General features: G+C 32.2%; 18 protein-coding genes and 1 other RNA gene. 9 read left to right on the top strand and 10 right to left on the bottom strand.

From position 1 onward, the window contains the following. Positions 1-191: 191 nt before the first annotated feature. The 3 genes from mnmA to WOO_RS01870 form a co-directional block, all read right to left on the bottom strand. Positions 192-1304, bottom strand: coding sequence for a tRNA 2-thiouridine(34) synthase MnmA (mnmA, locus tag WOO_RS01880; RefSeq protein ID WP_014868994.1), 1113 nt, complete (start codon positions 1302-1304; stop codon positions 192-194). A 269-nt stretch (positions 1305-1573) separates the two neighbouring features. Then, positions 1574-2650 (bottom strand): rod shape-determining protein, encoded by a 1077-nt coding sequence (locus WOO_RS01875; RefSeq protein ID WP_014868993.1) that lies wholly within the window; start codon positions 2648-2650, stop codon positions 1574-1576. Positions 2651-2671: 21 nt separating this feature from the next. Continuing rightward, positions 2672-4099, bottom strand: coding sequence for a gluzincin family metallopeptidase (locus WOO_RS01870; RefSeq protein ID WP_014868992.1), 1428 nt, complete (start codon positions 4097-4099; stop codon positions 2672-2674). Positions 4100-4375: 276 nt separating this feature from the next. Here WOO_RS01870 and WOO_RS01865 point away from each other — a divergent pair, with 276 nt between their 5' ends. From WOO_RS01865 to ftsH, 3 genes are all read left to right on the top strand, one after another. After that, positions 4376-4855 carry an OmpA family protein gene (locus WOO_RS01865; protein ID WP_014868991.1) on the top strand — a complete coding sequence of 160 codons (480 nt, stop codon included), beginning with the start codon at positions 4376-4378 and terminating at the stop codon, positions 4853-4855. Between the two features lie 196 nt (positions 4856-5051). Then, the gene (tilS, locus tag WOO_RS01860) at positions 5052-6347 is read left to right on the top strand and encodes a tRNA lysidine(34) synthetase TilS (RefSeq protein WP_044135490.1); all 1296 of its coding nucleotides are present in this window, start codon (positions 5052-5054) and stop codon (positions 6345-6347) included. Between the two features lie 12 nt (positions 6348-6359). Continuing rightward, a complete protein-coding gene (gene ftsH, locus WOO_RS01855) occupies positions 6360-8192 on the top strand; it encodes an ATP-dependent zinc metalloprotease FtsH (RefSeq protein ID WP_014868989.1) in 1833 nt (610 codons plus the stop codon). 541 nt (positions 8193-8733) lie between these two features. Here the strand turns inward: ftsH and WOO_RS01850 are convergent. The 3 genes from WOO_RS01850 to WOO_RS01840 form a co-directional block, all read right to left on the bottom strand. Beyond that, positions 8734-9357, bottom strand: coding sequence for an SURF1 family protein (locus tag WOO_RS01850; protein ID WP_014868988.1), 624 nt, complete (start codon positions 9355-9357; stop codon positions 8734-8736). A gap of 187 nt (positions 9358-9544) precedes the next feature. Further along, the gene (locus tag WOO_RS01845; protein ID WP_014868987.1) at positions 9545-10042 is read right to left on the bottom strand and encodes an RDD family protein; all 498 of its coding nucleotides are present in this window, start codon (positions 10040-10042) and stop codon (positions 9545-9547) included. Further along, a complete protein-coding gene (locus WOO_RS01840) occupies positions 10039-10677 on the bottom strand; it encodes an HAD family hydrolase (RefSeq protein WP_044135406.1) in 639 nt (212 codons plus the stop codon). Before WOO_RS01840 ends, WOO_RS01845 begins: the two co-directional genes overlap by 4 nt. A gap of 1386 nt (positions 10678-12063) precedes the next feature. Here WOO_RS01840 and htpG point away from each other — a divergent pair. The 3 genes from htpG (at position 12064) to hemA (ending at position 17320) form a co-directional block, all read left to right on the top strand. Continuing rightward, positions 12064-13962 carry a molecular chaperone HtpG gene (htpG, locus tag WOO_RS01835; protein ID WP_044135488.1) on the top strand — a complete coding sequence of 633 codons (1899 nt, stop codon included), beginning with the start codon at positions 12064-12066 and terminating at the stop codon, positions 13960-13962. A 1297-nt stretch (positions 13963-15259) separates the two neighbouring features. Next, a complete protein-coding gene (locus tag WOO_RS01830) occupies positions 15260-16048 on the top strand; it encodes a TomO hydrophobic C-terminal domain-containing protein (protein ID WP_014868984.1) in 789 nt (262 codons plus the stop codon). Between the two features lie 69 nt (positions 16049-16117). Continuing rightward, entirely contained in the window at positions 16118-17320 is a 1203-nt protein-coding gene (gene hemA, locus WOO_RS01825; protein ID WP_014868983.1) for a 5-aminolevulinate synthase, read from the top strand. Here hemA and WOO_RS01820 read toward each other — a convergent pair. The 3 genes from WOO_RS01820 to rimM all read right to left on the bottom strand — a co-directional run bounded on the left by WOO_RS01820 (position 17312) and on the right by rimM (position 19153). Continuing rightward, positions 17312-18010, bottom strand: a complete 699-nt coding sequence (locus WOO_RS01820) for an inositol monophosphatase family protein (RefSeq protein ID WP_044135486.1) — start codon at positions 18008-18010, stop codon at positions 17312-17314. The two genes, hemA and WOO_RS01820, sit on opposite strands and share 9 nt — an antisense overlap. A 7-nt stretch (positions 18011-18017) precedes the next feature. Beyond that, entirely contained in the window at positions 18018-18584 is a 567-nt protein-coding gene (gene efp / locus WOO_RS01815; protein ID WP_014868981.1) for an elongation factor P, read from the bottom strand. A gap of 62 nt (positions 18585-18646) precedes the next feature. Next, positions 18647-19153 (bottom strand): ribosome maturation factor RimM, encoded by a 507-nt coding sequence (gene rimM / locus WOO_RS01810; RefSeq protein WP_014868980.1) that lies wholly within the window; start codon positions 19151-19153, stop codon positions 18647-18649. Between the two features lie 1444 nt (positions 19154-20597). Between rimM and WOO_RS04180 the strand changes: the two genes are divergently transcribed. The 3 genes from WOO_RS04180 to rnpB all read left to right on the top strand — a co-directional run bounded on the left by WOO_RS04180 (position 20598) and on the right by rnpB (position 23287). Continuing rightward, positions 20598-20795, top strand: a complete 198-nt coding sequence (locus WOO_RS04180) for a hypothetical protein (RefSeq protein ID WP_232500355.1) — start codon at positions 20598-20600, stop codon at positions 20793-20795. Between the two features lie 543 nt (positions 20796-21338). After that, positions 21339-21806: a thioredoxin-dependent thiol peroxidase gene (bcp, locus tag WOO_RS01800; RefSeq protein ID WP_014868979.1), complete on the top strand. Its 468-nt coding sequence runs from the start codon at positions 21339-21341 to the stop codon at positions 21804-21806. Positions 21807-22941: 1135 nt separating this feature from the next. Next, an RNA gene (gene rnpB / locus WOO_RS03695) (RNase P RNA component class A) lies at positions 22942-23287 on the top strand. A gap of 59 nt (positions 23288-23346) precedes the next feature. Here the strand turns inward: rnpB and WOO_RS01795 are convergent. Further along, complete coding sequence (locus WOO_RS01795; protein ID WP_014868978.1) at positions 23347-24099, bottom strand: response regulator transcription factor; 753 nt, start codon at positions 24097-24099, stop codon at positions 23347-23349. Positions 24100-24179: the final 80 nt, after the last annotated feature.

Below are 24179 nucleotides of genomic sequence, written 5' to 3'. Positions count from 1 at the left end.
GCTAAGAAGGCAAATTGCAGAAAAGCCTTCTGCTTGGATCAACAGAAACAGGAAGCTCCTATCAATAGAAATAAGATTTTGTCACAACATCCACTGAAAATTTTACATATCTTGCTGTAACTAAGGTTATGGTAAAAGAAATTTTACTTAATTTTACTAGTCTGTGAACACCTCTAGTACCATAAAATCTTTTAGATAAGGGAGCATATCCATCCACCACCGATAACTTGTTCATTTTTATATACTACACAAGCTTGACCTGGACTAATACCAAAGTAATCATTGTTTAAAATGACACAAGCTTTATTCTGTTCTTCAATTGGATATATCGCTGCTAAACTTCCCGCATGTGACGATCTAAGTTTCACAGTTACTTTCATACCCTTCCTTGGCTGTTCTAACCAATTTAACTCCTTAATCAATACTTTTCTTTGTATTAGTGCGTCAACCGGGCCCACTACAACTTCATTACCTTCCGTATTAATTTTTATCACATAAAGAGGTTCATTGTATGAAACACCCAAGCCTTTTCTTTGACCAACTGTGAAATTCACTATACCATTATGTTCCCCTAGTACTTTCCCATTTACATCCATAATCCTGCCTTTTTGCATAGACTGTGGAGCTAACTTAGCTATAGTTTTGCTATAGCTTTTGGAAACGAAGCATATATCTTGACTATCTGGCTTTTCAGAAATTCGTAAACCAAAATACTTCGCTAATTTTCTTACATCACATTTATAGAATCCACCAAGAGGAAATCTCAAAAGCTTCAGTTGCTCTTCTGTCGTAGCAAATAGAAAATAACTTTGGTCTTTACTTTTATCAATGCTTTTATATAACATTATTTTGCCATCTTTTTCTATTCTTCTCACATAATGTCCTGTAACTAACACATCCGCACCAAGATTTTTTGCAACCCGTAATAGATCACGAAATTTCACTGTTTGATTACACTTTACACATGGTATAGGAGTTTCTCCATGCATATAGGTATTTACAAAATCTTCTATTACTTCTTCCCTAAATGTTTCTTCGTAGTTTAAAATATAATGAGGAAAGCCAGTGCTTTCAGCTACACTTTTTGCATCATAAATATCTTGTCCAGCACAGCACGCACCTTTTCTTACATTACCATCACCACCATATAGACGAAGAGTTATGCCTATCACTTGGTATCCAAGATGATGTAGCAACACTGCAACAACAGAGCTATCAACTCCACCAGACATTGCAATCACAGCTTTAATTTGCTGTGGAACTTTACCTCTTAACAAAGGCTCAATCTTAAATTCCTTTAGCACAGCTACCTAAATTCACTAAATATAGCTAACATAGATCAAATTTTCCTATATCACCTAGTTCCCAGCATGGACTTTACTAACAAGCAATAAGCAAAACTACAAGTTTTATGCTTATTGAATTGTAAGTAAATCTAGACATTTTAGCTATAGATATAATATAGAACAACATGAAAATTGAAAAAATTAGTGCAATTTATATATGGCTTTACAACGAGAAATATTTCTTGAGAACCTTAAAATTAAAAAATGCCGACAACCAATATCAAATATCAATCTTGTTTAAACAAAACATGACTGAAATAATCCATGTTTTCGAGTACTTTACCGCTACCTAGGGCAACACAGCAAAGCGGATCATCTGCAACACGTACTGGCAGTTTCGTTATTTGACTAATAACTTTACCTAAATTGCGTAATAACCCGCCACCACCAGATAAAACTATCCCCTTATCAACTATATCAGAAGAAAGCTCAGGAGGAGTACTCTCTAATGCTGTTCTAATGGCAGAGATTATTTGATGTACAGATTCTGTTAAACTTTCTGCAACCTGATATTCTGATAAAAGCACCTCTTTTGGCATACCGCTCACTAAATCTCTGCCTTTTACCATCATTCCCTCTTTATTATTTTCACTCGGTAAACTAGCTGAACCTACGCTTTTCTTAATTTTTTCAGCTGTTGTTTCACCAATCAACAACTTATGATTTTCACGAATGTATGACTTTATTGCTTCATCCATAATATCACCACCCACTCTGGCAGAACGCGAATAAACAATCCCACCTAAAGAAATAATTGCAACTTCAGTTGTACCACCCCCTATGTCAACAACCATAGAACCTTCAGGCTCAGTAACTGGAAGACCAGCTCCAATTGCTGCAGCCATTGGCTCTTCAATTAAAAACACTTCATTTGCACCTGCACTCTCTGCTGTATCCTGTATAGCACGCCTTTCAACTGGAGTTGATCCAGATGGAACACATATTATAATGTCAGGCTTATTAACAGTAAGTTTTGTATTTGCACTACGTATGAAATACTTTAGCATTTCTTCTGCACTTCTAAAGTCAGCAATGACGCCATCTTTTAATGGCCTGATTGCCTCTATTTCCCCCGGAGTTTTTCCTAACATCATCTTAGCCTTCTTACCAAAGGCATAAGGAACATAACTTCCCTTTTCCTTTATTCTTGCCACAACTGAAGGCTCATCAATTACTATCCCTTGATTTTTTTGATAAACTACAGTATTTGCAGTACCAAGATCTATAGCAATATCGCTAGCAAATAACCCTTTGAAAGTGAAAAGATTACAAAACTCTCTGGTCAATTTCTGAAAAAGTTTCATATAAAATTCAAAAAACCATTATTATTGAGGTAAATTATACTTTTCAGACAAGTAGCTAGTACAACATTCAACATCTAACCACTTACCTGTTATTTTTTTTAGTAGATCTGAAGAACTATACTTTCTACTGTACATATTTTTAGATAACCACTTAATGAGTAAACTAAAATCCCCCTTTATTATAGCACCTAGAATTTCATAATGATTTTTTTTAATAAAAGAAAAAATCTGTGCAGCAGCAATTAAAGCCATAACTTTAATAGGGAAATATCCCATAATTCCACTTGCCCAACATTCATCTTGAAAATAAGTATCTAGTTCATTTTCAGCTTCTACCGGAATTTTATAGTGCTTCATGCCTTCTAACCATGCATCATGCAGATCTTCTACCTCTAACGTACCATTTATCATATTCTGTTCTAATTTAGTTCTTAGCATAATGTGAGCTAACAGACTAAATTCATCTGCATTTTTTAAAGAGGAAGAAAGATTTATTTTATTGAAAATCAAATATAAATTCTCAATGCTACTGGCTTTTGCATTAATTTTACCTCTTATAGCAAATTTTTCTTTTATGTATGGTTGAATAAACTCAATAAATTCTCTAGATGTTCCAATCATTCTCTCCATAAATAACCCTTGAGTTTCATATATAACATGCTTGGCAATAAAGTTATTTACAGAATTTTGTGCTAAACACTTTTGATAAATTTCATAACCGCTATATCGTAAAAGTAAAAACAAACCGCAACAAAAATCAGATTCGTTATAATCTATAGGACCATAATAAGAGGTATGGCATAATGTACCACCCATTTGCTGTAAACATAATGAACCAAGTTCAATTTGCTTCCGAGCAGCAACTTTATGTATATTAATAATTTTATCTCTCTTCTGCTTTTCAATTATTTTGTCTACATTTTTGCTAAAAAACTTGCCTACTTTAGGAAATATTTCCCTTATATTCCTCTCTGTAATATCAAAATCATAGTCAGCAAGTAATGAATCATATTTCAAACACTTTAACTGCTGCGACTTTATAGAAGCTACTTCACGAATGAGTCTAATTAAATCAGCAAAGCATTTTTTTAATTTTCCTAAGTTACCAGTTTCATATCTAGATAGCCTCCATAAACTCTGGCACTCAACTTTAGCCTTGGATAAGGACCTCACTAAATCAATGGAGATAGCACCGCTATTTTTATGCATTCTTTCTACTAACTTCAGTTGCCAATTGTTAGCACTCTTTTCACTATCAAAAGCACCTGCTTTTATTAATAACTCTTTTATTATGCCGTGAGAAATAATTTCATGTCTAATTTCTTCTAGGAGACCCATTTGTTCAATTTTATCTTCTACATTCAATTGACTTTGACTTAGCACTTTTAGTGTATTCTCGATATTCCCTACCCTATACAATACTTCCTCTAAGAACTTACAATATTTCATATTTGTTCATCTTTTAGAAAAAATCTGTTTAACATCGTAATAGATTAACAATAAAGTTAAAAGCATATTTACTCAAAGTACAACAAAAAATCGCGTATACCATGCCTTTACTAGATTCTTCTATCAAATCCAGCATCTTCTTATTAGAGAATTACTGCAAGATTATAGAAAAATATTTAGTGTTTTATTTTTCTTGACTATATTACAATATAGAGAGATCATCAATTAGTAAAATTTAAAGCCACGCATTATTTAAAAATTTATGGAGGTTTAGCAATGTGGAATAGATTGGTTATAATATGTTCTTTTTGTTTGCTACTTACTGGCGCAAGCTCTTGCGATAGGAAAGAAGTAACTGCAATAAACAGAATGAATTTTGTTACTAAACAGATGAGTGAAAAAAGAGTTTTCTTTGATTACGATAAATCTAATATTATCGAAGCAGGCGCAGATGCCCTGCTTGATATAATAGAAGTATTACAAAATAATCCTGATATGAAGGTTACTGCAATTGGTCATACTGATAATCGTGGTTCCTATGAATACAACATTGCATTAGGTGAAAGAAGAGCAAACGCAGCTAAAAAGTTCATGGTTAGCTGTGCACCTCACTTAGAAGGTAGAATAAAAACCGTCTCTAGAGGTGAAGCTGAGCCTTTAGTGTATGTACAAGATAACTCTAAGAATTCTAAGTATGAAAAACAGCACGCTAAGAATCGTAGGGTAGAATTTTTATTTTCTGAAGCAAAGAAATAGTTTTCTTGCCTTAAAAGCTAGATCCCAGTATTGAGGACTGGGATTACAATAGAGCAAGAGAAACTCAGTAGTCCTAAAAAAAAAGGAAGAATTACACAAAGGAACATATTAGCATGGTTGTTAGAATCCAGTAAGTCTTATTTACTGCACAATTGACTTAACAAAATAAATCATGCAAGAAATACAAATGAAATTAGTGGAATTAGAGTCATTATTTCAAAATGTAATTAAAAGTTTTATTATCGATGATAACAAAATTGCAGTTGCAGTATCAGGTGGTGTTGACAGTGTAAGTTTGTTACATTTAATGGTTAGTTGGACAAAAAAAAGACAGTATTCACTCCCTGTAGCATTAACAGTAAACCATGGGTTACGTTCAGGGTCTAAGGAAGAAGCAGAGTTTGTTCTAAATTACACAAAAAAACTTGGAGTAAAGGAGTCATTTATATTGAAATGGGAAAATCAAAGCATCAAAGGTAACATCCAGTTACAAGCACGAAAAGCACGATACAAGCTGTTAACAGAATGGTGTAAAAATCACGGTATTAAATACCTTCTTATTGCTCACCACAAAGATGATCAAGCAGAAACATTCTTACTCAGACTTGAACGCGGTAGCGGTATAGATGGGTTATCATCCATGGATTGGAAATCTTCTTTTAATGGCATTCACATATTGAGACCACTTTTAAATTTTAGCCGTAGCGAAGTAGAGAGATACGCAAACCTCCATCAGTTAAGATGGATTGAAGATAAAAGCAATCAGAGTTTGACATACAGGCGTACATTATATCGTAACTTGCTTAAAGCAAGTGATAACCAGAAGATTTTAACAGAGCGAATATGTCTCACTACTTTTCATATAAAAAGAGCTGTAAAAGCGCTGATTTATTACACTCGCCTTGCGTTTAATGACTGTGTTAATATTCACAATCTCGGGTATATTGAAATCAGACTAAGTGAATTTTATAAATTGCCAGAGGAAATAGCTCTAAGACTTCTTCTTTACTCCATAATGGCACTCAGTAACAAATATTATAAACCAAGATACAACAGTCTTATAGCAATATTTAATAAAATATTGCAAAAAGACACTGATGTTCATTGTATGCTTTCCGAATGTAAAATAAAGAAATATAGAGAAAACATATTGATAATCAGAGAATCATCAAGGATACAAGAAGTATCTGTAAATCTGCCATTAAATGGCTCCATTAAATGGGATAATAGATTTAGCTGCACGATACTTAAAAATCAAGAGTGTTCAGTAACTATTACCCCACTAAAGAAAACACAAAAGATTCCTAAATTTTTAAAGAATTATAATTGCTGCTTTGAAGTTTTTTATTCCTTACCCGTGATACAAAAAGATGGAAAGGTAATTGCTTATCCCTATATAAATTATGATGAAGAAAATGTTAATAACGGTAAGATTCAATTCATTGTTAATAGTATAATAAAACAAAATCTGGTAAGCTTAATTGATGTCTAGTTAAAAATAATAATGAAAAAGTTTCTAGAAGGCTTATTGATCTGGTTAGTAATAGTTGTACTTGTCTCGGTTGCCTATATCCAATTCAGTGGAAATATAAGTAAAAATAAAATAACTATACCTTTTTCAGAATTTTTAATCAGACTAGAAGACAATGACATAGAAAATGTTATCATAAAAAACCAGAGCATTGAAGGTAAGTTCAAAGATGGATTAAGCTTTAATTCAAGTAGTATTATATACAGTGATCTAATAAAAAGCTTGCATGATAGAAAAGTGAAATTCTCCTTTTCAACTGGAGATTCTGCAATGAGTATCATTGGTGGATTACTCATTCAATGGATTCCAACATTTATCTTTATCGGGTTACTACTCTTCCTCTTAAAACAAACACAAGCAGGAGGTAACAGAACCATAAGCTTTGGCAAATCAAAAGCTAGGCTTATGACTAGCGGAAAAAAAGTGACATTTGACGATGTTGCTGGAATTGATGAAGCAAAAGAAGAGCTAGTAGAAATTGTTGATTTCCTTAAACAAAGGCAAAAATTTCAGGTATTAGGTGGGAAAATACCAAAAGGTTGCCTTTTAATTGGTTCCCCTGGAACCGGTAAAACTTTACTCGCTCGTGCAATTGCAGGTGAAGCTAATGTACCATTCTTTAGTATTTCCGGATCTGACTTTGTTGAAATGTTCGTTGGCGTCGGCGCAAGCCGTGTCCGTGACATGTTTGATCAAGGAAAAAAAAATGCTCCTTGTATAATCTTTATAGATGAAATAGATGCAGTAGGCAGACATCGTGGTATTGGCCTTGGCGGTGGCAATGATGAAAGAGAACAAACATTAAATCAGCTGTTAGTTGAAATGGATGGTTTTGAATCCAACGAAGGTGTGATAATAGTTGCTGCAACTAATCGTCCTGACGTTTTAGACCCAGCATTACTTAGACCTGGTCGTTTTGACCGGCAGATTACTATTTCTTTACCTGATATAAATGGGCGTGAAAAAATATTAAATACTCATATAAAAAAGATATCAACAGCACCAGATGTAAATGTAAAAACAGTTGCAAGGGGAACACCTGGCTTTTCAGGAGCTGATTTGGCAAATTTAGTAAACGAATCTGCGCTTATTGCTGCAAGAAGAAATAAGAAAATTGTTACCATGGATGATTTTGAATATGCACGTGATAAAGTAATGATGGGCGTGGAGAGGCGATCCTTAGTTATGACAGAAGAGGAGAGAAAGCTTACTGCGTACCACGAAGCTGGTCATGTAATAATTGCCGTTAACATGGCTGCATCTGATCCGATACACAAAGCAACTATTATTCCAAGAGGTAGAGCCTTAGGTTTGGTTATGAGACTACCAGAAACAGATAGAGTATCTCATACAAGAGAAAAGATGATAGCAGATATTACCGTTGCTATGGGTGGAAGAGTGGCAGAAGAGCTGGTCTTTGGCTATGACAAAGTCACAAGCGGTGCATCTTCAGATATAAAACAAGCATCTGATTTGTCACGTGCTATGGTAACAAAATGGGGAATGAGTGATAAAATAGGACCCATATATCACAACCGTGAACAAAATAATGTATATGGTTCCGATATAATTTCCGAAGATACCCTGAAGCTTATAGATGAAGAAGTAAAAAGAATTGTATCTTTATGTTATGAAAAGGCAAAAGATATCTTAACCAAATACCATAAAGACCTGGAACTTATTGCTGAAAACATGCTAGAGTTTGAGACTTTAACTGGAGATGAAATCAAAGATATACTAAATGGAAAAAAGATCGTTAAAAACGAAAACGGAAGCAAGGAAAAAGTAAGAAAATCTTCTCTATAAGAAAAGCAATAGTACTAATAAACTTAGTTCTACCTAGTACAGATAAAATATTGAAATTCTCAAATTTTAGTTGAATAATAGTAAAGTTTTTTTAATAAATTTAGATATTTATTGATCATTCCTGCCATTTTTCACAATTACATGAACATTTCAATTTAAAAACAGGCAAATAAACTAAAAACTACTTTACTTGATAAACTTTGCCAACTCCCCTCCCATAATAGAGTTGTTTAGCTATTTTTAATTCTCGTGTAGACCAAACGACAAAAGTAATATTATATAGTTAGGCATCTTATGTTCAATTTTTGCACTATGCGTACCTCATGTGTCTTCAAAAAATTTTTAAGTTTTTACACCTACACAAATTAAAAATGAGCTTATAAGTCATTCAAAGACAGTAGAAAACACTCCGTTCTGCAGGATCAGAAAGTAAATAACTATCTATATACTATGTTAGGCTTTTTTGCCTTTTCCAATACAAGTTAGATAATAGCCACTTATCCATAAATAACCTGTAAATCGCAATACATGTACACATGTATCAATTATTCAGATAACATTTACTCTGTCCATAATAAATTATACATATAATCAACCAAACCAAGAAAAGTACAAACCAAGTTACTGCATATTCTAAATGTTTTATTGGCTGTATTGTTAATTTATCGCCAAAACCTTTTTGCCATAGCATACACTTCTCTAGTTTAATGCCAAGTTCATTGGAGATTTCTTCCGTATTTAAGGTAAACCAAATGTTCAAAGCAGTATCATTTTTGATTAACCAACTTTTGCTTTTACTGCTATCACAATATAAAACCCCACTTACAGTTACTTTTTCGATTTTTGTTTTTTCCTTTTTTCTTTCATTGATCATCCCTTTATTCACTAACATATAATGTCCAGTAGTAAGCAACATAGGAGATAGCACGTGATAGCTGCGTTGCCCTGCAAAAACATATAGATCTATATCACTTAAAACTCCATCAATCTCAATATGTCTATAGTTAAATTTTGTAAGATTTTCACTGAACAATAGATGAACAACTGGAAGATTCATATTTTTGATAATGTTACTTTTCCAGTACAACCTAAATAATTGCCATAACCCTAATGAAAAAAGAAGTAAACATGGTATAGTTAAAGTAAATACTATTTTTTTAAACATTTTAAACTTATATCTTTAGGTAGTTCTCAACTATAAGCTCAATAAGGTTAGTCTGCTCTTCAATTCAATGCAAGTATTCTTCCCCATTTTTTCAATAGTTCTTCTAGTAAGATTAAGCCAATAAAATCCTTCTTTAATTTACTTTACTGATATTATTTCTATAATAATAGAAAGAGGTCATACCAATTCATTTAATAGTTCCTTTCACAACAATTGTACCAAATAGCATATCATGACATGTCTGCTTCTTCTTAGAGAAGCAAGCTATAAAATACCAGCAAAAAGTAAGCAGTATTATAATTACTTCCAGTAAGTTTAAGGCTTTTACTAACGCTTCCTGAGCTTGAAAAAGATCGATGAGAATAATTATTATGTTGTTCAATAGAGGAAGAAAAAACTGAGAGACACTTTTATCAAATGCTAAACTCAAATCTATTTTAGAACCATCTAAACTAATGGTATGTATGTTCATTAACTGCTGACCAGGAGTTGCTTGAGTTGCTGAAGATATAAAATATGTGAAATAACTGCAGTTCATACATATATACAGTAAATATAGAATTAACGGAAAATCCTTTAGTAAAAGGACAATCAACAAGGTTGGAATTAGTAAAATTACTACATCTAATAAATACGCGCAAAAGCGCCTTTGTATACTGGCAATCTCTATAACAGAGTTCATCATCTATCTTTTAAATACTTTATTATGAAGTCTGTAAGTTTATCAAAATGTTGAAAACACAACAAATCTTCGTAGCCACTTATTGATTGGCCATATATAATTGGTGAACAATTAGCGTTTTGTGCACACAAAATATCTGTGATGCTATCACCAACAAAAAATACATTTTCTCTACTTATGGGCAAAATACTCTCTTTCAATGCAAATAGCAATGGGATTGCAGATGGTTTATCCTCTGCAGTATCACATGAACCCACTACTCTTTCAAAGTAAGAGTCTAATTTTAAATAGGCAACTTCTTTACGTAAATTAATATTCTTCTTATTACTAACTATTGCTAGATAAATATTGTGGCTTTTCAACTTCTGAAGCATTTCCCCTACTCCCTGGTTCAGGGTAATATTTTGCAATAGTACATTGTTTAAGTATCTTTGACGTATCTGATTTACTTTTTCCCACTGGTTATCAAACAAATTGATCATATAGTTCCTTATCAATTCATGAAAATTTCTATCAGCGGCTTTATTACTACACTCCATTGAGTCTAAGTTATGCTTAACGTCACTAGAAATATTGTCTTGGGTATCAACTAAGGTATTATCCCAGTCGAATACTACTGCTAATGAGCTGTTTTTCATTTCTACATTGTTACGCACTTTAGGTTAACAAGTAAATAACATTTTGATAAAAAAATATAAATGGGACGCTTTTGATGAGCCTAAGAAATACTATTTATTGCAAGCCATGTTAATCATTTCTACACGATGAACTAATACACTGGGTTTTATACTCTTTATTAAGAAAATAAAGCATGGCTAAAGTTAAAGAATACATCTCAAAAAGATATTAAAACAAAATTCAAGACACACTTTTTAGTATTTTCAGAAGATGCTTTATTAGAAAATAAGGTTAATTACCTTACAAAAGAAACAAGAACTCTATACTGCTATAAATAAGAAAAGTAGATTTAGTAGCAATGATAAGTTATCGTAAGAAATCAGGTAAACAACACAAACCACTAAACTTCTACACAAACAGACACGCAACAACTCGAATATCGAAGGATTGCGAATATGATCCAGAGTTTCAAGAAGTAGCCAGTAATCTTAAAAACTGCTGTAGAAGATGAACAATTTGGGTAAAATGAACAAAAAAAAAGATTTCTGAAACTTCTATGCAAACTGATAAAAAACCTATTAAAGCATGATGTTAGTTTTTCATTAGACAGGTAAGAATCTCAAAAAAGAGAAATTTAATAATAAGTAAGAGATCTTGAGAACAACAAAATGAAAAGAATAAAATTGCATTACAAGAAAATCAAAAAGAAGAAGGGCTTTTTGATGAGATGAAAAAGATGCGGAGAATACTAACAACATGAAAGAAGCAGCTAAAAAAGTACATTAAACAATAAAATGCAACAAACAAACATAGATCAGAGTTTTTTCACAAAAACAAATAGAAAAAGTTTAATTTAGAATTAGAAAAAGCTTTTAATTACCAGGATAAAGCTCTTAATCTTAGTAAGATATGCAATAATCATAAGAACAAAGCAAAATTTGTAGTACAAGATACAACTTCTCCAAATGTTACTCATGCAATTAACTTAAATATTAATGGCGAAAAATACGATGTCCAACTTAATAAGCTTTTTTAATTATACAATAATAAAGTCTCAGCTTGAAAATTAGCGTAGAGAATGAGCATCGATAGAATAAGACAATTCAACTTTAATAAAGTTTTTAGCCAAAACTAAAGCATAAGGAAAGTTTAAAGCAGGTAACAAATTTTAAGAACCAATATAACACTTTATCGACACTCCTTAAAAGGAAGAAAGTAAATAACACAGGTTGTGAAAAATAATTAGCTTTTAACAGTCTTAAAAAATATTTGATTACACAACTATGATATCTAATTTATCTAGTATTATATATATAGTAGCTACATTAATTTTAGTGCGTGTGACCTTGAAAGATCATGGTATAATACTTAGATCATTAAGTAATAGACTAATAATGGAGTTCAAAGTGCATAATGTACAAGAAACTGAAAATTTAAAATTCGATGCTGAAATAGAAAAAATACTAAATATAGTAATTCATTCCCTCTATACTAATAAAGAAATTTTCCTACGTGAACTGATATCAAATGCATCAGACGCATGTGACAAACTACGCTATGAATCTCAACTAGATCCTAACTTACTAGATTCAAGTGATGAGTTAAAAATTATTATTAGTACTAATAAAGATAAGAATGAGTTATATATAGCCGATAACGGTATTGGAATGAACCGGCAGGATTTAATAGATAACCTTGGCACAATTGCTAGTTCTGGTACACAAAAATTTCTGGAGGCTATCAAAAATAGCAAAGATTCAAGTCAAACTGTAGAGTTAATTGGAAAATTTGGTGTAGGTTTTTATTCAAGTTTCATGGTTGCCTCAGAGGTGATAGTTGAATCTAGAAAAGCAGGAGAAGAGGAATCTTGGATCTGGAAATCTCAGGGATATGGAAAATATTCAATCAGCAAATTGAATGATCAAATCACCCGCGGAACTAAAATTACTCTAATTATACGTCCTGAAGAGAACGAATTTTTGGACAAGTTTCGCATTAAAAACGTTGTTACTACTTACTCAGACCACATAAATTCCCCTGTTGAGTTCATAGATGAAGAAGGAAAAAGTGAAAGATTAAATAGCAAGGCCGCAATTTGGACTAAGCCGAAAAATGATGTTACTCAAGAGGAGCACAACGATCTCTTTCGTAGTGTTGCGCATGTTGGCGGTGAGCCTTGGATGATATTACATAACAAAAATGAAGGAGTAATAGAATACACAAATTTACTTTATGTTCCCTCTATCAAACCTTTTGATTTATTCCACCCAGACAGACGTTGCTCTGTAAAGCTATATGTAAATAAAGTATTTATTACTGAAGATAATGTACAGATTATACCACAGTATTTACGGTTCCTGAAAGGAATCATTGACTCTCCAGATTTACCTCTTAACATTAGCAGAGAAACACTACAGAATAACCGTGTTGTTGAGCAAATTAAAAAATCTCTCACTAAACGAGTGATATCTGAACTCGGTAAGAAGGCAAAAGAAAATTTAGAGGAATATACAAAATTTTGGACTAACTTTGGTGCGGTATTAAAAGAGGGTCTTTGTGAAGCTATGCCAACTGATGAAAGAGAAGCGCTGCTTTCAATTTGCAGATTCCATAGCACTAGTGACGATAAGCTAGTCAGCATTGACAACTATATAAGCAGAATGAAGCCTGAGCAAGAGTATCTTTACTACCTCACAGGAAACAGTTTGGATTCTGTGAAATACAGTCCACAACTCGAAGGGTTTGTCAGTAAAGGATTAGAGGTTCTTCTGTTTGTTGATCCAGTAGATGATTTCTGGACTAGTGTAGTTCATGAATATAAAGATCAAAAATTTAAGTCTGTAACTCGTGCTGACGTCGACCTAGACAAGTTTTCCCCGAGAAAAAAAGATGAAGAAAACAAATCAGATGAAAAAAAGAGCGAAGAGAATACAGATTCTATATTACAATATTTCACCAAAGTTCTTGGTAATTCAGTAAAAAGCGTAAAAATTTCTAAAAAACTAACTGATAGTCCTGTGTGTTTAGCGATTGATGAGGGTGCTATGGATCTTAGAATGGAGCGTTTTTTGCGCGAACAAAAACAATTAAATTATCGCACGCCAAAGGTGCTTGAAATCAACACTAAACATCCCGTAATAAAAAATATAATGAAATCTTATGCTGAAAACGGTGAAAACCAAACATTAGAAGACATGGTTCACTTATTATTCTACCAAGCTTGTATTGTAGAAGGCGAAGAAATGGACAATGCAAACCTATTTGCTAAGAGACTGAACAACTTACTCGACAAGATTCCTATTTAGGCATTATATACTAGCGTCATTTTAATAGAAAAAAATATGACGTAGGATTATTTACCTAGTTAGATCATGTCACAAAAAATCCCAAAAGGGAAAACAGCAACAAAAATAAAAGCAATTTCCAAGACTTAAGTATTGAAAAAATTTAAGATTTTACGAAGAGTAAAAATCAAGAAACAATTGAGGCCGTCATTTCTGGGTTCTAATATTAAAGGAAAATAAAGAGCCTGAAATTTTAGATGATTAAAGCTAAGGAATATCAGTTACTCCCAAACTTTAGAGATTTTTTAATGTAGCAACTTTAAGAGTGATACTTAAAAGATGTTATGATTAGTGACCTAAACTAAGTATGAATTATAGGATTTAGTGTAAACAAGAATTATTACAGCTTCCATCATGTTACTAAAAACCTTTATGACATGATAACTGATGTAAATACTGCTATATCTATTTCTGAATTTTTACCTAAAGGTGAAAAAATGCATGTTAATTTTGTAATGCATTTTATGATTCGTTGCCTATCCTTGATAAAATACTAAACAAGTACACCAAAAAGAAAAAGTTTTAGAAACTAAAGATTTTAGAATTAATTGTACAGGCTATACACAGCATGGAAAATCGCTCTTGCTATACAACTTCTTATGTCTTTTTTTATTTTTGATAGAGAGCTGAATAATATGTTTATGTTGCAATTTCTGTTCCCCAATAGTTTTTAACTACCGTGATGGTAAAATTTACAAAAAGCTTCTTAGAGAAAAAACTATATCCATCAGAGCAACTACTTGTCAGACAAACAATAACGTTCTCATTATGGACTTTAAGTACGTAGGTAGGCTATTAAAAATAAGTAACTTCAACAACAAATTAACTTTAGAATAAACTTCTGTATAGTAAAAGAACATTATCCTAAAATAGGTACTATCCATTATAGTTGCAGTACCTCATTACACAACCACTAGAACTCTAACTACATCTTTTACTATCTTTTCCTAAATGGCACTTCAAACACAGAACAACATTATTTTACAATAAAAAATGAAAGTCATTGATAACCACCGAAAGGTCAATAAATCTCAAAGGTAATAAATAAAAGCTTATGATCGACGCATTTGGCAAAAGGAGTACTATCAGTAACCTATATATTTTCAAGACAAACAGTCAACAAACAATAAAAAAGATAAAATCCAAAAGGACCATCAGCCACCAGCTAAAAAAATACTATGGACAACAGAAAAAATATTATAAATAATGAATAGGCTTCAATACAGAAGCCTATTAGCAATAATTACAAGGGGGCGAAATGTGTAAAAGCAAAAAGAAAAAAAATCATAGTAGCAAACCACCTAATGCTCAAGAGCAACAAGAAATTCTTGAGACTCAAGTTACAGGAGAAATGGATGTTCCTCAAAGCGAAGGAGCTTCTTCAAGTACACAAAAGTCTCAAAGTGAATGTATTGACATCTCATCAGTTGTTAATGATAATAAAAAAAAGCAAGTCCCTAGTCAATTTACTGAACATACACCATCACAAATGAAAAATGAGCTAGAGCTCGAAAGCAAAGGCAGTCAACTAGATTCATCATCACATTCACTAGAGAGTTCTACGAATAGTGATCGGAGTCATAGCAGCAGTTCTTTTAGTGCAGTCGATGTATTAAGTGATAACGGCGGTTCCCCTTTTGAGAGTATAGACAAAGGCGAAAATGTCTCTGTTTCTAAAAGAAGTAGTCCGCAAGATCCACAACCTAAAAAACAGAGCCAACACCAATACCGCCTACACCAAGGTCAGCATCATCAATACTCTCCAGCAACTAACAAAAAATCTGAACAAGTGGATAACACTGTTCTACAAGATACAAAAAACAACAACCTGCATATTATAGTTGCCTCCGTACTAACAACAGCTGGAGTTGCTCTAGGAGTAGCTACTGCAGTTCACTTGGAAATGTCAGTAGTGGGAATAGCAGCTGGAGCTTGCTGTCTAGCCGCCATTGGAATTATTATATACTATTGCATGCCTAAAAGCTTAATCGAGAACAGTAAAATTGAAGTGGTTGACATAAAGAAAAAAACTACCGTTGTACCGTAAATAAATAAATATAGTAGTCTACCATTGAATAATTTATTATAATTTTATTAGCCATTAATAGATAAAAACTTGGTAGACTACGAAGGGATATTTTTAAATAAAATCAAAGATATAAAAGAGGAAGGGCGCTACCGTGAATTCATGCGTTTTGCATCATTGCCTGGAAGGTTTCCTTATGTTATGGATTATGAAAGAAATAGAGAAGTAATTGTCTGGTGTAGTAATAATTATTTAGGAATGTCACAAAATGAAAGTGTAATTGCTGCTACCCAAAATTCATCAGTTGGAGCAGGAGGAACAAGAAACATATCCGGTACAACAAAAGAGGTTGTCGAACTCGAGAAATCTTTAGCTTGCTTGCACAACAAAAAGGCTGCTTTAACTTTCGCTTGCGGCTACCTTGCTAATCAGACAACACTTAGCACTTTATCATCCGTTATTCCTGATGTAGTATTTTTTTCAGATGAGAAAAATCACTCTTCAATGATAGAAGGCATAAAGTCAGGGAAAAGACCGAAATATATATTTAAACATAATAACATTAATCATTTAGAACAGTTGTTAAAATCTGTAGATAGAAAAATACCAAAAATAATAGCATTTGAATCCATATACTCAATGGATGGTGATATAGCACCACTGAGAGAAATATGTGATTTGGCAGAAGAATATAATGCAATTACCTACTCGGATGAGGTACACGCAGTTGGTATGTATGGTTCGCACGGTGGCGGAATCGCAGAAAGAGAAGGTCTGATGGATAGAGTAACCATTATTCAAGGCACATTATCGAAAGCTTTTGGAGTGATGGGCGGATATATAGCATCTTCAAAGAGCTTAGTAGATGTAATAAGAAGTTCTGCTCCAGGATTTATTTTCACCACTGCTATTTCGCCTGTTTTAGCAGCAGCAGCAAAAGCAAGCGTTGATTATCTAAAATCAAGCAATATTGAAAGAGAAAAACAAAAACAAGTTGTTGAAAAAGTAAAGAATTTACTGAAAAATGCAAGAATTAATCTTATCCCAACAAAAACTCATATAATTCCAATAATAATTGGCGATCCAGAGTTATCTAAAAGAGCATCAAGATTGCTATTTGATGAGTATGGAATATATGTTCAACACATAAATTATCCGACAGTTCCAAGAGGAACTGAGCGTTTCCGTATTACTCCTACGCCCTATCATACCGATGAAATGATGGAACATTTAACAGAGTCTCTTGTAAAAGTTTTTGAGAAGTTGTCCATTCCTGTAGCCTACTTATGCTAGTTCAATATTACCTGCAATGATTAACCCATTATCTTCTACTAGCCTTCCGCCACTTTCTTGAAGAAAAAGTCTACCAAGCAAGGTTTTATATTTGTTAACTCCAGAATAAACTATTCCTCTATGTCTTCCTGCAGCAAGGTACGCAAAGCCTAAAACTGTTGAGCCAATGGAACGCACATTGCTGTTATCAAGCAGTAACTTATTTAATAAATTACCACTTACATCTATCAAACCTTCGTTACGACTTTTCACTCGCATCCTTATATGACGAAATCTAGAGTCTTCAAGAAAAGCACCCTTTCTCTCTTCCGCCCAAAAAGTTTCTCTAAGAGCAGGAACATCAACTACAGCTGCCACAACTTTGTTCTTATGAATTAGACAAACTGATACTGTAAAATAAACCATACAACTAGAAAAATTTTCCTTGCTTTCTATGGGCATGATGAACCAAGTATAAGTGTCATCTTTTATCTCTTGATCAAGATCATCTTCAAAAAGAAAACCATAACCTTGTCTATAATTGTGTAAGCAACCGCATATAGTTTGCTTGGATTTCGAGTAAGTTTTGTTGATAAAGTCGTCTGACTTAACATTAGAAATTTGCAACTCATTAAAATCGCGCATAAGTTGTTTAGAAGCACCTCGCACAGAATCAAGCATCATATTAATTCGTGGTGATGAAATAGGCATCCTTCTTTTATTCTTTCGCCCTTTCATAATAGCTATCATCAGGAGTATATACTACAATCTTATCCTCTTCCCTTACAAATCGAGGCACGTTAATACGCATTCCGTTTTCTAAAACTGCAGGCTTATAGGAAGAAGTAACAGTCTGTTTTTTAATAACAGAATCCGTTTCTTTTACAGCCAACGTAACATAGTCAGGCACATGTGCGAAAATTATTTTATCTTGGTAAGTTACAACTTTAATTTTCATGTTATTCTGCAAATAAATCTTTTTTTCTCCCAATAAATCTAAGTTCAGAGTAACTTGCTCGTAACTACTTGGATGCATAAGATGCACAACATCTCCTTCAGTGAAGAGATAAACATATTCCTCCTCATCTAAAATGGCTCTTCTAACTGGAGCATCAGAGCGAAACCTTTCATAGTGTTTTGCACCAGTTTTGATATTTTTCATTTCAGCTTGTATGTACGCACCACCTTTACCAGGTTGAGTGTGCATGATATTTACAACCAAAAATAACCCATCATTATGTTCCAACACCTGACCTGGCCTAATATCATTAGCTCTTTCTACCATAATTCCATTTTTGGATGATTTTATAATTATAAGTAGCTTTCATGTAAATATCAAAGCCTTTATTAATCAACAAATTCTGGCATACTGAGGATTATATACTTTTTCTTTATGTTTATATAAGGGAATATTTCTTTAGTAAAAGGTAGCATAACACTCTTTTTTGTACTAACAACCGAAATTTTCAATATATCTCCTGAACCGAAACTATATACAGACTTTACATACCCATACAGTTCATTATTCTCCAGTTTTACCTTCATATCTACAAGGTCACTCTGATAGAATTCATTCTCATCATTTAATTTTGGTAGCTTGTTCCTTTTTATATATAATTTCTTATTCCTTAAGAACTCTGCTTCATTACGAGAATTTACTCCGCTTATTGTAGCTATTACTAAATTATCATCTACAACAGACACTGAGTCTACTTTATAATTCTCATTACCACTTATTAGCCTACCGTATAAAGAAACATTCTCAGGCTTTTCAGTAAAAGTTCTTATTTTAATAGCTCCCTTAACTCCATGAGGAGAAGTAACTATTCCCAAGCATATTAAATCATCGTTCATATTAAAGATAAACCAGAAAATTCCTCAGATAAATATCGTTTTAAGAAACTCAACACCCACCCACATCAATCTTCTTTTCAGTAATACCCACAAGTAGAAGCAAAATTTTTATAACGCTATCTGAGATGTCACCTCAAACAGTAAACGACCTACAAGGAAAGCTTTCAGCGGGAAATTTCACTCCTATTTCCTTTACAAATGCACAATATGAATCCACTCTTATATACTCACATGCGAATAATTTCCCTGTCCTACCTAGACCACATGCACTCAATTAAAAAATAGCACTAATATATAATATCTAACATAGAACTCTCTACTTTTCCATAAAATTTTTATTCATTTTTCACGTTTTCAACATTATGCCTTTAAAAAGCATCACGGAACGTTAAAATTCTATGACAGTTTTTATCATCTTTTCTGTTTTGATAGATCTATAAGCAATCTTAAGTCTGCACTTTACTGTTCCTGGCCTAGTATTTGCCAAAAAATACAGCATCAACAGAGTTATTGTTTATTAACTTTTCACAAGTTATTAATAGCAAGTATATTGTAGATATTCGTTATATACACAACCTTTCTTCTTGTAACTTAAGAGTAGTGGTTAATCGTGAGTTAATGCAACCTAAACTATGAACAGCTATTCTAAAGTGAAAATCTACGTAGCACTTATTGTCAATGTCGTACAAGCAAATACCCTTGCTATGAAAAAATTGATATTAAAGAAAAATAAATCACAAAGTAAGAGAAATTATCATAAAAATATGATATTCTATAAGTTTTGATCAATAACATAAAAACTATCACCTTACAACAAGAAGGATATATAAACTTTACTACACTAAAAAATAAACACCTATAAAAGGTATCTCATTATTCTCATTAATTTTTATGATTTTATTTAGTATAATATATTACAATTATTCACTAGAGAATATATTTTTCTTACCGTGCTTAAGTGTAAGCTTTAAAAGCTTATTGGAAAACAACATAATAAAAAAGCATCATATCAAATACAAGAACTGTGATTACATAAACCAATTAATAAGGCTAAGTGCTGAACTATTACTCAATCAGTTAGCAAAGTAAGAAACTCTTAAGTTTAATATTGTATGATCAAAATAGCAGAACAATATTCAGCAACCTTAACAGTCAAGATCACAAATGTAGGTAGTTACTTACAAGTGACAAAATTGATAAATTACTAAACAATCAAGAGATATTTTTTACTAAAAGCCATAAAATTCATATGTTAGCATATAGCCTATTTTTTAACGTTTTCAGGCTTATTATCAGTAATTTAAAATTAATAATGCTTTACTTACACTTTTCCAATACCTAGTTGCTAATTAAGCAACATAAAACTAATGTTGAATTATAACAGATAAAAAGGCATTAGAGCAAGAAAACGCAAATAAGCTGAAGTTTTTTGCAAGCGTTACACATGAGCTACGTACACTCCATCACCCTTAATGTTATTTTATTCATTGGACATGCGAAGTTAATCAAAAATGAAACTTTAGGTTCGATTGACCACTCTCGATATAAGAAGTATGCAAACGATATATACAATGCAAGGATAAATTTATTTGCTTTAATTAACAATATGTTTGCTTTTGCAAAAGCTGAGTCAGCAGTTTAACAGCAGAAAAAGTGAAATTTAACCTAAACAAAATAATAGATTCGTGTTTTAATATGCTATCGCCTAAATTAAAAAAAAACAGAAACTAGTTTAAAAAGTAGATGTTTGATAAACAATTATTGGTAACTGCAGATCCTAAAAGAATGGCACAAATTATAATAAATTTATTACTAAACTTAATATTAAAGATGGTTTAATAAGAATGGCAATTAAAAAAATATAGAAAAAATTCATCAACTATTAAGTTTCATGACTACGAGAAATAGAATAATATGATATATACAAAGTTATATCTGTTTTCGGCTAAGCAGATGATCCATAATATAGAAACGAAGGTACAGGCATTGGATCACCGATTAGCAAAAAATTAATAGAGTTAATAGTGGAACTTTTGATATTAAAAGTGAAGTAAAACTTAGTACTACCAACATTAAATTTCTTTTATGGAAAGCAAATATACAAAAATTCAATTGACTTCTACTTAAAGTTCTTGAAAACTCTAACTATAATACACTACCATAAGTATCATTAAAAGAGTGAGATATGGGGTTAACAGTAGGAAATAATGCACCGGATTTTAGCTTACCAACAGATTCTGGCAAAAATTTATCACTAAGTGTTTTTTTTAATAAAAGAAATGTAGTTCTTTATTTCTACCCTAAAGACGATACTCCAGGTTGTACCATAGAGGCAAAAGATTTTAGAGATAAAATAAATGATTTTTCCTCCCTTCACACAGTGATAATCGGTGTATCAAAAGATAGTGTTAAATGCCATGCAAATTTCAAAGTAAAATATTCACTGCCATTTTATTTAGTTTCTGATGAAAATGTCGAAATATTAGAAAAATATGGTGTTTGGGCAGAAAAGAGCATATTCGGCAAGAAGTATATGGGGATAGAACGCACTACTTTTTTAATAAATAAAAAAGGTAAAATAGTAAAGATCTGGAAAAACGTAAAAGTTAGCGGACATGTCAATGAAGTTCTAGAGGAAGTTAAAAAAATATAAATTAAAAAACTATTTAGGTTAATGGTTACCAATTTTTATATAGAAAAAGAGAAGTTGGAATTATACAATCTTCATAACCACTTAAGTTTCAAACTGGATTTAGTAATAACCAAGTTGGGGCCTTTAGTAAAAAAATGGTATTGGCAAAGCCAATATACTTAAAATAATCTTGTTACTTACAAAAACAATGAAATAAAAAAGTAAAAGCCAGTGAGATGCAAAACAGACCCACCAATAAAGACTGAGCAATACACTATGTTTTTTTAACAGAGTTGATTTTAACTCAATTAGTATCGCAAAGAATTTTAATAAGAAATTAATATAAATTAATGGAAAAATATAATCAAGCTATTCATTTCTTTATAGAAGACCCAATATAATATGGCTGATTTCACAAATGTATTATATTTTTCTCAATTCTCCAAGTGATAGACTAAAACTCTTGGATCGCATAGTTTCATTATTTAAGGAAAATTACATTTAATAAGTTTTGTTAAAAATAGATCAAAATTAAACTCTTTAAAAAGGTACTAACCACTGATACAACAAAAATTAATAAAATTATTAACAAGCATAGTACGCATGATAGTAAAAACTAGTAAGCAAATGCTACTTCAAATCTACCACAGCTACTGCAGACGCTGATAAAACAACTCCTACTTAATAGATAATTAAGTGGTTACTATAAAGTTAACTAATTCACCAACAGCAAACCTAGAAAAGACCACACAAACAAATATTTACTACGCCCAAGTACTAAAATAAAAAGTTAACAACTCCTGCATTTGTTTACCACGGCTTTATTCCCTCAAACTACCTCTTCTCCGTAACTTAATTAACTTACCATACCCTAATGCACCTAGTGAAGCAGAAATAATAGTGTAACCTTTTCTAAAACAGAATTAGATATAGCATATTAGTAAAAAACGGTAGCAGATCAAGTAGCCTATACTATCACCTTAAATAGAGATTAAGAAGTTCAAAGTTTAAGAGATAGTGGATTATCTTAGAATAGCAATGCACAATGTATATCAGAGTATTATCTCTAGTTGTAGTTTAATGTTTGATATGCAGATCATTGACCAATAATGGAAATTATTTTAATTCTATGATTTTTATGTTAAAATCTAATTTCTGGGTGAAATAAGTAGCTGCTGTTGTATGATAAATACAGCAGAGGAAAGTCCGGGCTCCAAGGAAAAATAGTGACGGGTAATACCCGCCGGAGGTGACTTCAGTTCAGGGCTACAGAAAATTACCGCCTAAGATTTTTAGGTAAGGATGAAAAGGTGTGGTAAGAGCATACCATACCAATGGCAACATTGGTAGTTGAGTAACCAACACTAGGAGCAAGATTAAATAAGAGTAGGTTTTATGCTTTTCCTCATGTCTACTCGGGTAAATCGCATGCAGTAAATGGTAACATTTACTCCAGATAAATAGCTACATAAACAGAACTCGGCTTATATTTCACCTAGGCACTTACATAAGTATCAGTAAGATAGCCTAAATAATAAGCATTTTATATGTTGTCCTTTATTTATTCTGCTTGATAGCCATTACTATTTTCCCTACTACTAATATTAGTATATTCTTCATCATCAAGATATTCTTTTAGGACATATCCTCTGCCCCAAACAGTTTCTATATGGCTTTTTCCATCATTCGCACTTTCAAGTTTCTTACGTAACTTGCACATAAAAACATCAACTATCTTATTATCTGAAGGCTCATCTAAACCATTATAAAGATGATTTAAAAACATTTCTTTTGTTAGTACAGTGCCTTTACGCAACGCTAGTAACTCTATCATAGAATATTCTTTGTTAGTCAGGTGAACCGTCTTACCTTTCACCTCAACAACTCTATGATCAAAATTAATATTTATGTTACCAATCTTTATCACCGATTCAGGATGTCCTTTAGTACGACGGACTATTGCCTTTATTCGAGCTAGCAGCTCACTTTTGTGGAATGGCTTAGTTAAGTAATCATCAGCACCATATCCTAGTCCTTTAGCTTTTTGATTAACAGCAGATATACATGAAAGTATCAAGACAGGAACTTTAATTTTTGCACTTCTTAACCTTAACAATATATCATATCCATCAATATCACCGGGCAAGTGTATATCTAAAATAACTAGGTCATAATGATCCCCATTCGAGGAAACTATATTATTGTTGTAGTCTTGCGCAGAAGTTACAACATCACAAAAGTGTCCATCAGAAGTTAAAGCATTAACTACAGTCTTTGCACTTACTTGATCATCTTCAATTAATAATATACGCATATTTTATACCCCGTAAGTAATCTATAATTTTAGCAATATATATAACTAAGGAAAGTAACAAATCAAACTTTTATTAATAA

Origin of the sequence: Wolbachia endosymbiont of Onchocerca ochengi (assembly GCF_000306885.1) — a bacterium.
Classification (GTDB): domain Bacteria; phylum Pseudomonadota; class Alphaproteobacteria; order Rickettsiales; family Anaplasmataceae; genus Wolbachia.
This window is presented reverse-complemented; position numbering and strand designations above follow the sequence as displayed.

What these genes read in the sequence shown, in the direction of transcription:
- WOO_RS01875 (WP_014868993.1), bottom strand. Translation starts at nt 2,650, where the DNA reads ATGAAACTTTTTCAGAAATTGACCAGAGAGTTTTGTAATCTTTTCACT.
- WOO_RS01870 (WP_014868992.1), bottom strand. Translation starts at nt 4,099, where the DNA reads ATGAAATATTGTAAGTTCTTAGAGGAAGTATTGTATAGGGTAGGGAAT.
- WOO_RS01865 (WP_014868991.1), top strand. Translation starts at nt 4,376, where the DNA reads ATGTGGAATAGATTGGTTATAATATGTTCTTTTTGTTTGCTACTTACT.
- ftsH (WP_014868989.1), top strand. Translation starts at nt 6,360, where the DNA reads ATGAAAAAGTTTCTAGAAGGCTTATTGATCTGGTTAGTAATAGTTGTA.
- WOO_RS01850 (WP_014868988.1), bottom strand. Translation starts at nt 9,357, where the DNA reads ATGTTTAAAAAAATAGTATTTACTTTAACTATACCATGTTTACTTCTT.
- WOO_RS01845 (WP_014868987.1), bottom strand. Translation starts at nt 10,042, where the DNA reads ATGATGAACTCTGTTATAGAGATTGCCAGTATACAAAGGCGCTTTTGC.
- WOO_RS01840 (WP_044135406.1), bottom strand. Translation starts at nt 10,677, where the DNA reads ATGAAAAACAGCTCATTAGCAGTAGTATTCGACTGGGATAATACCTTA.
- WOO_RS01830 (WP_014868984.1), top strand. Translation starts at nt 15,260, where the DNA reads ATGTGTAAAAGCAAAAAGAAAAAAAATCATAGTAGCAAACCACCTAAT.
- WOO_RS01820 (WP_044135486.1), bottom strand. Translation starts at nt 18,010, where the DNA reads ATGCCTATTTCATCACCACGAATTAATATGATGCTTGATTCTGTGCGA.
- efp (WP_014868981.1), bottom strand. Translation starts at nt 18,584, where the DNA reads ATGGTAGAAAGAGCTAATGATATTAGGCCAGGTCAGGTGTTGGAACAT.
- rimM (WP_014868980.1), bottom strand. Translation starts at nt 19,153, where the DNA reads ATGAACGATGATTTAATATGCTTGGGAATAGTTACTTCTCCTCATGGA.
- WOO_RS04180 (WP_232500355.1), top strand. Translation starts at nt 20,598, where the DNA reads ATGAGCTACGTACACTCCATCACCCTTAATGTTATTTTATTCATTGGA.
- bcp (WP_014868979.1), top strand. Translation starts at nt 21,339, where the DNA reads ATGGGGTTAACAGTAGGAAATAATGCACCGGATTTTAGCTTACCAACA.
- WOO_RS01795 (WP_014868978.1), bottom strand. Translation starts at nt 24,099, where the DNA reads ATGCGTATATTATTAATTGAAGATGATCAAGTAAGTGCAAAGACTGTA.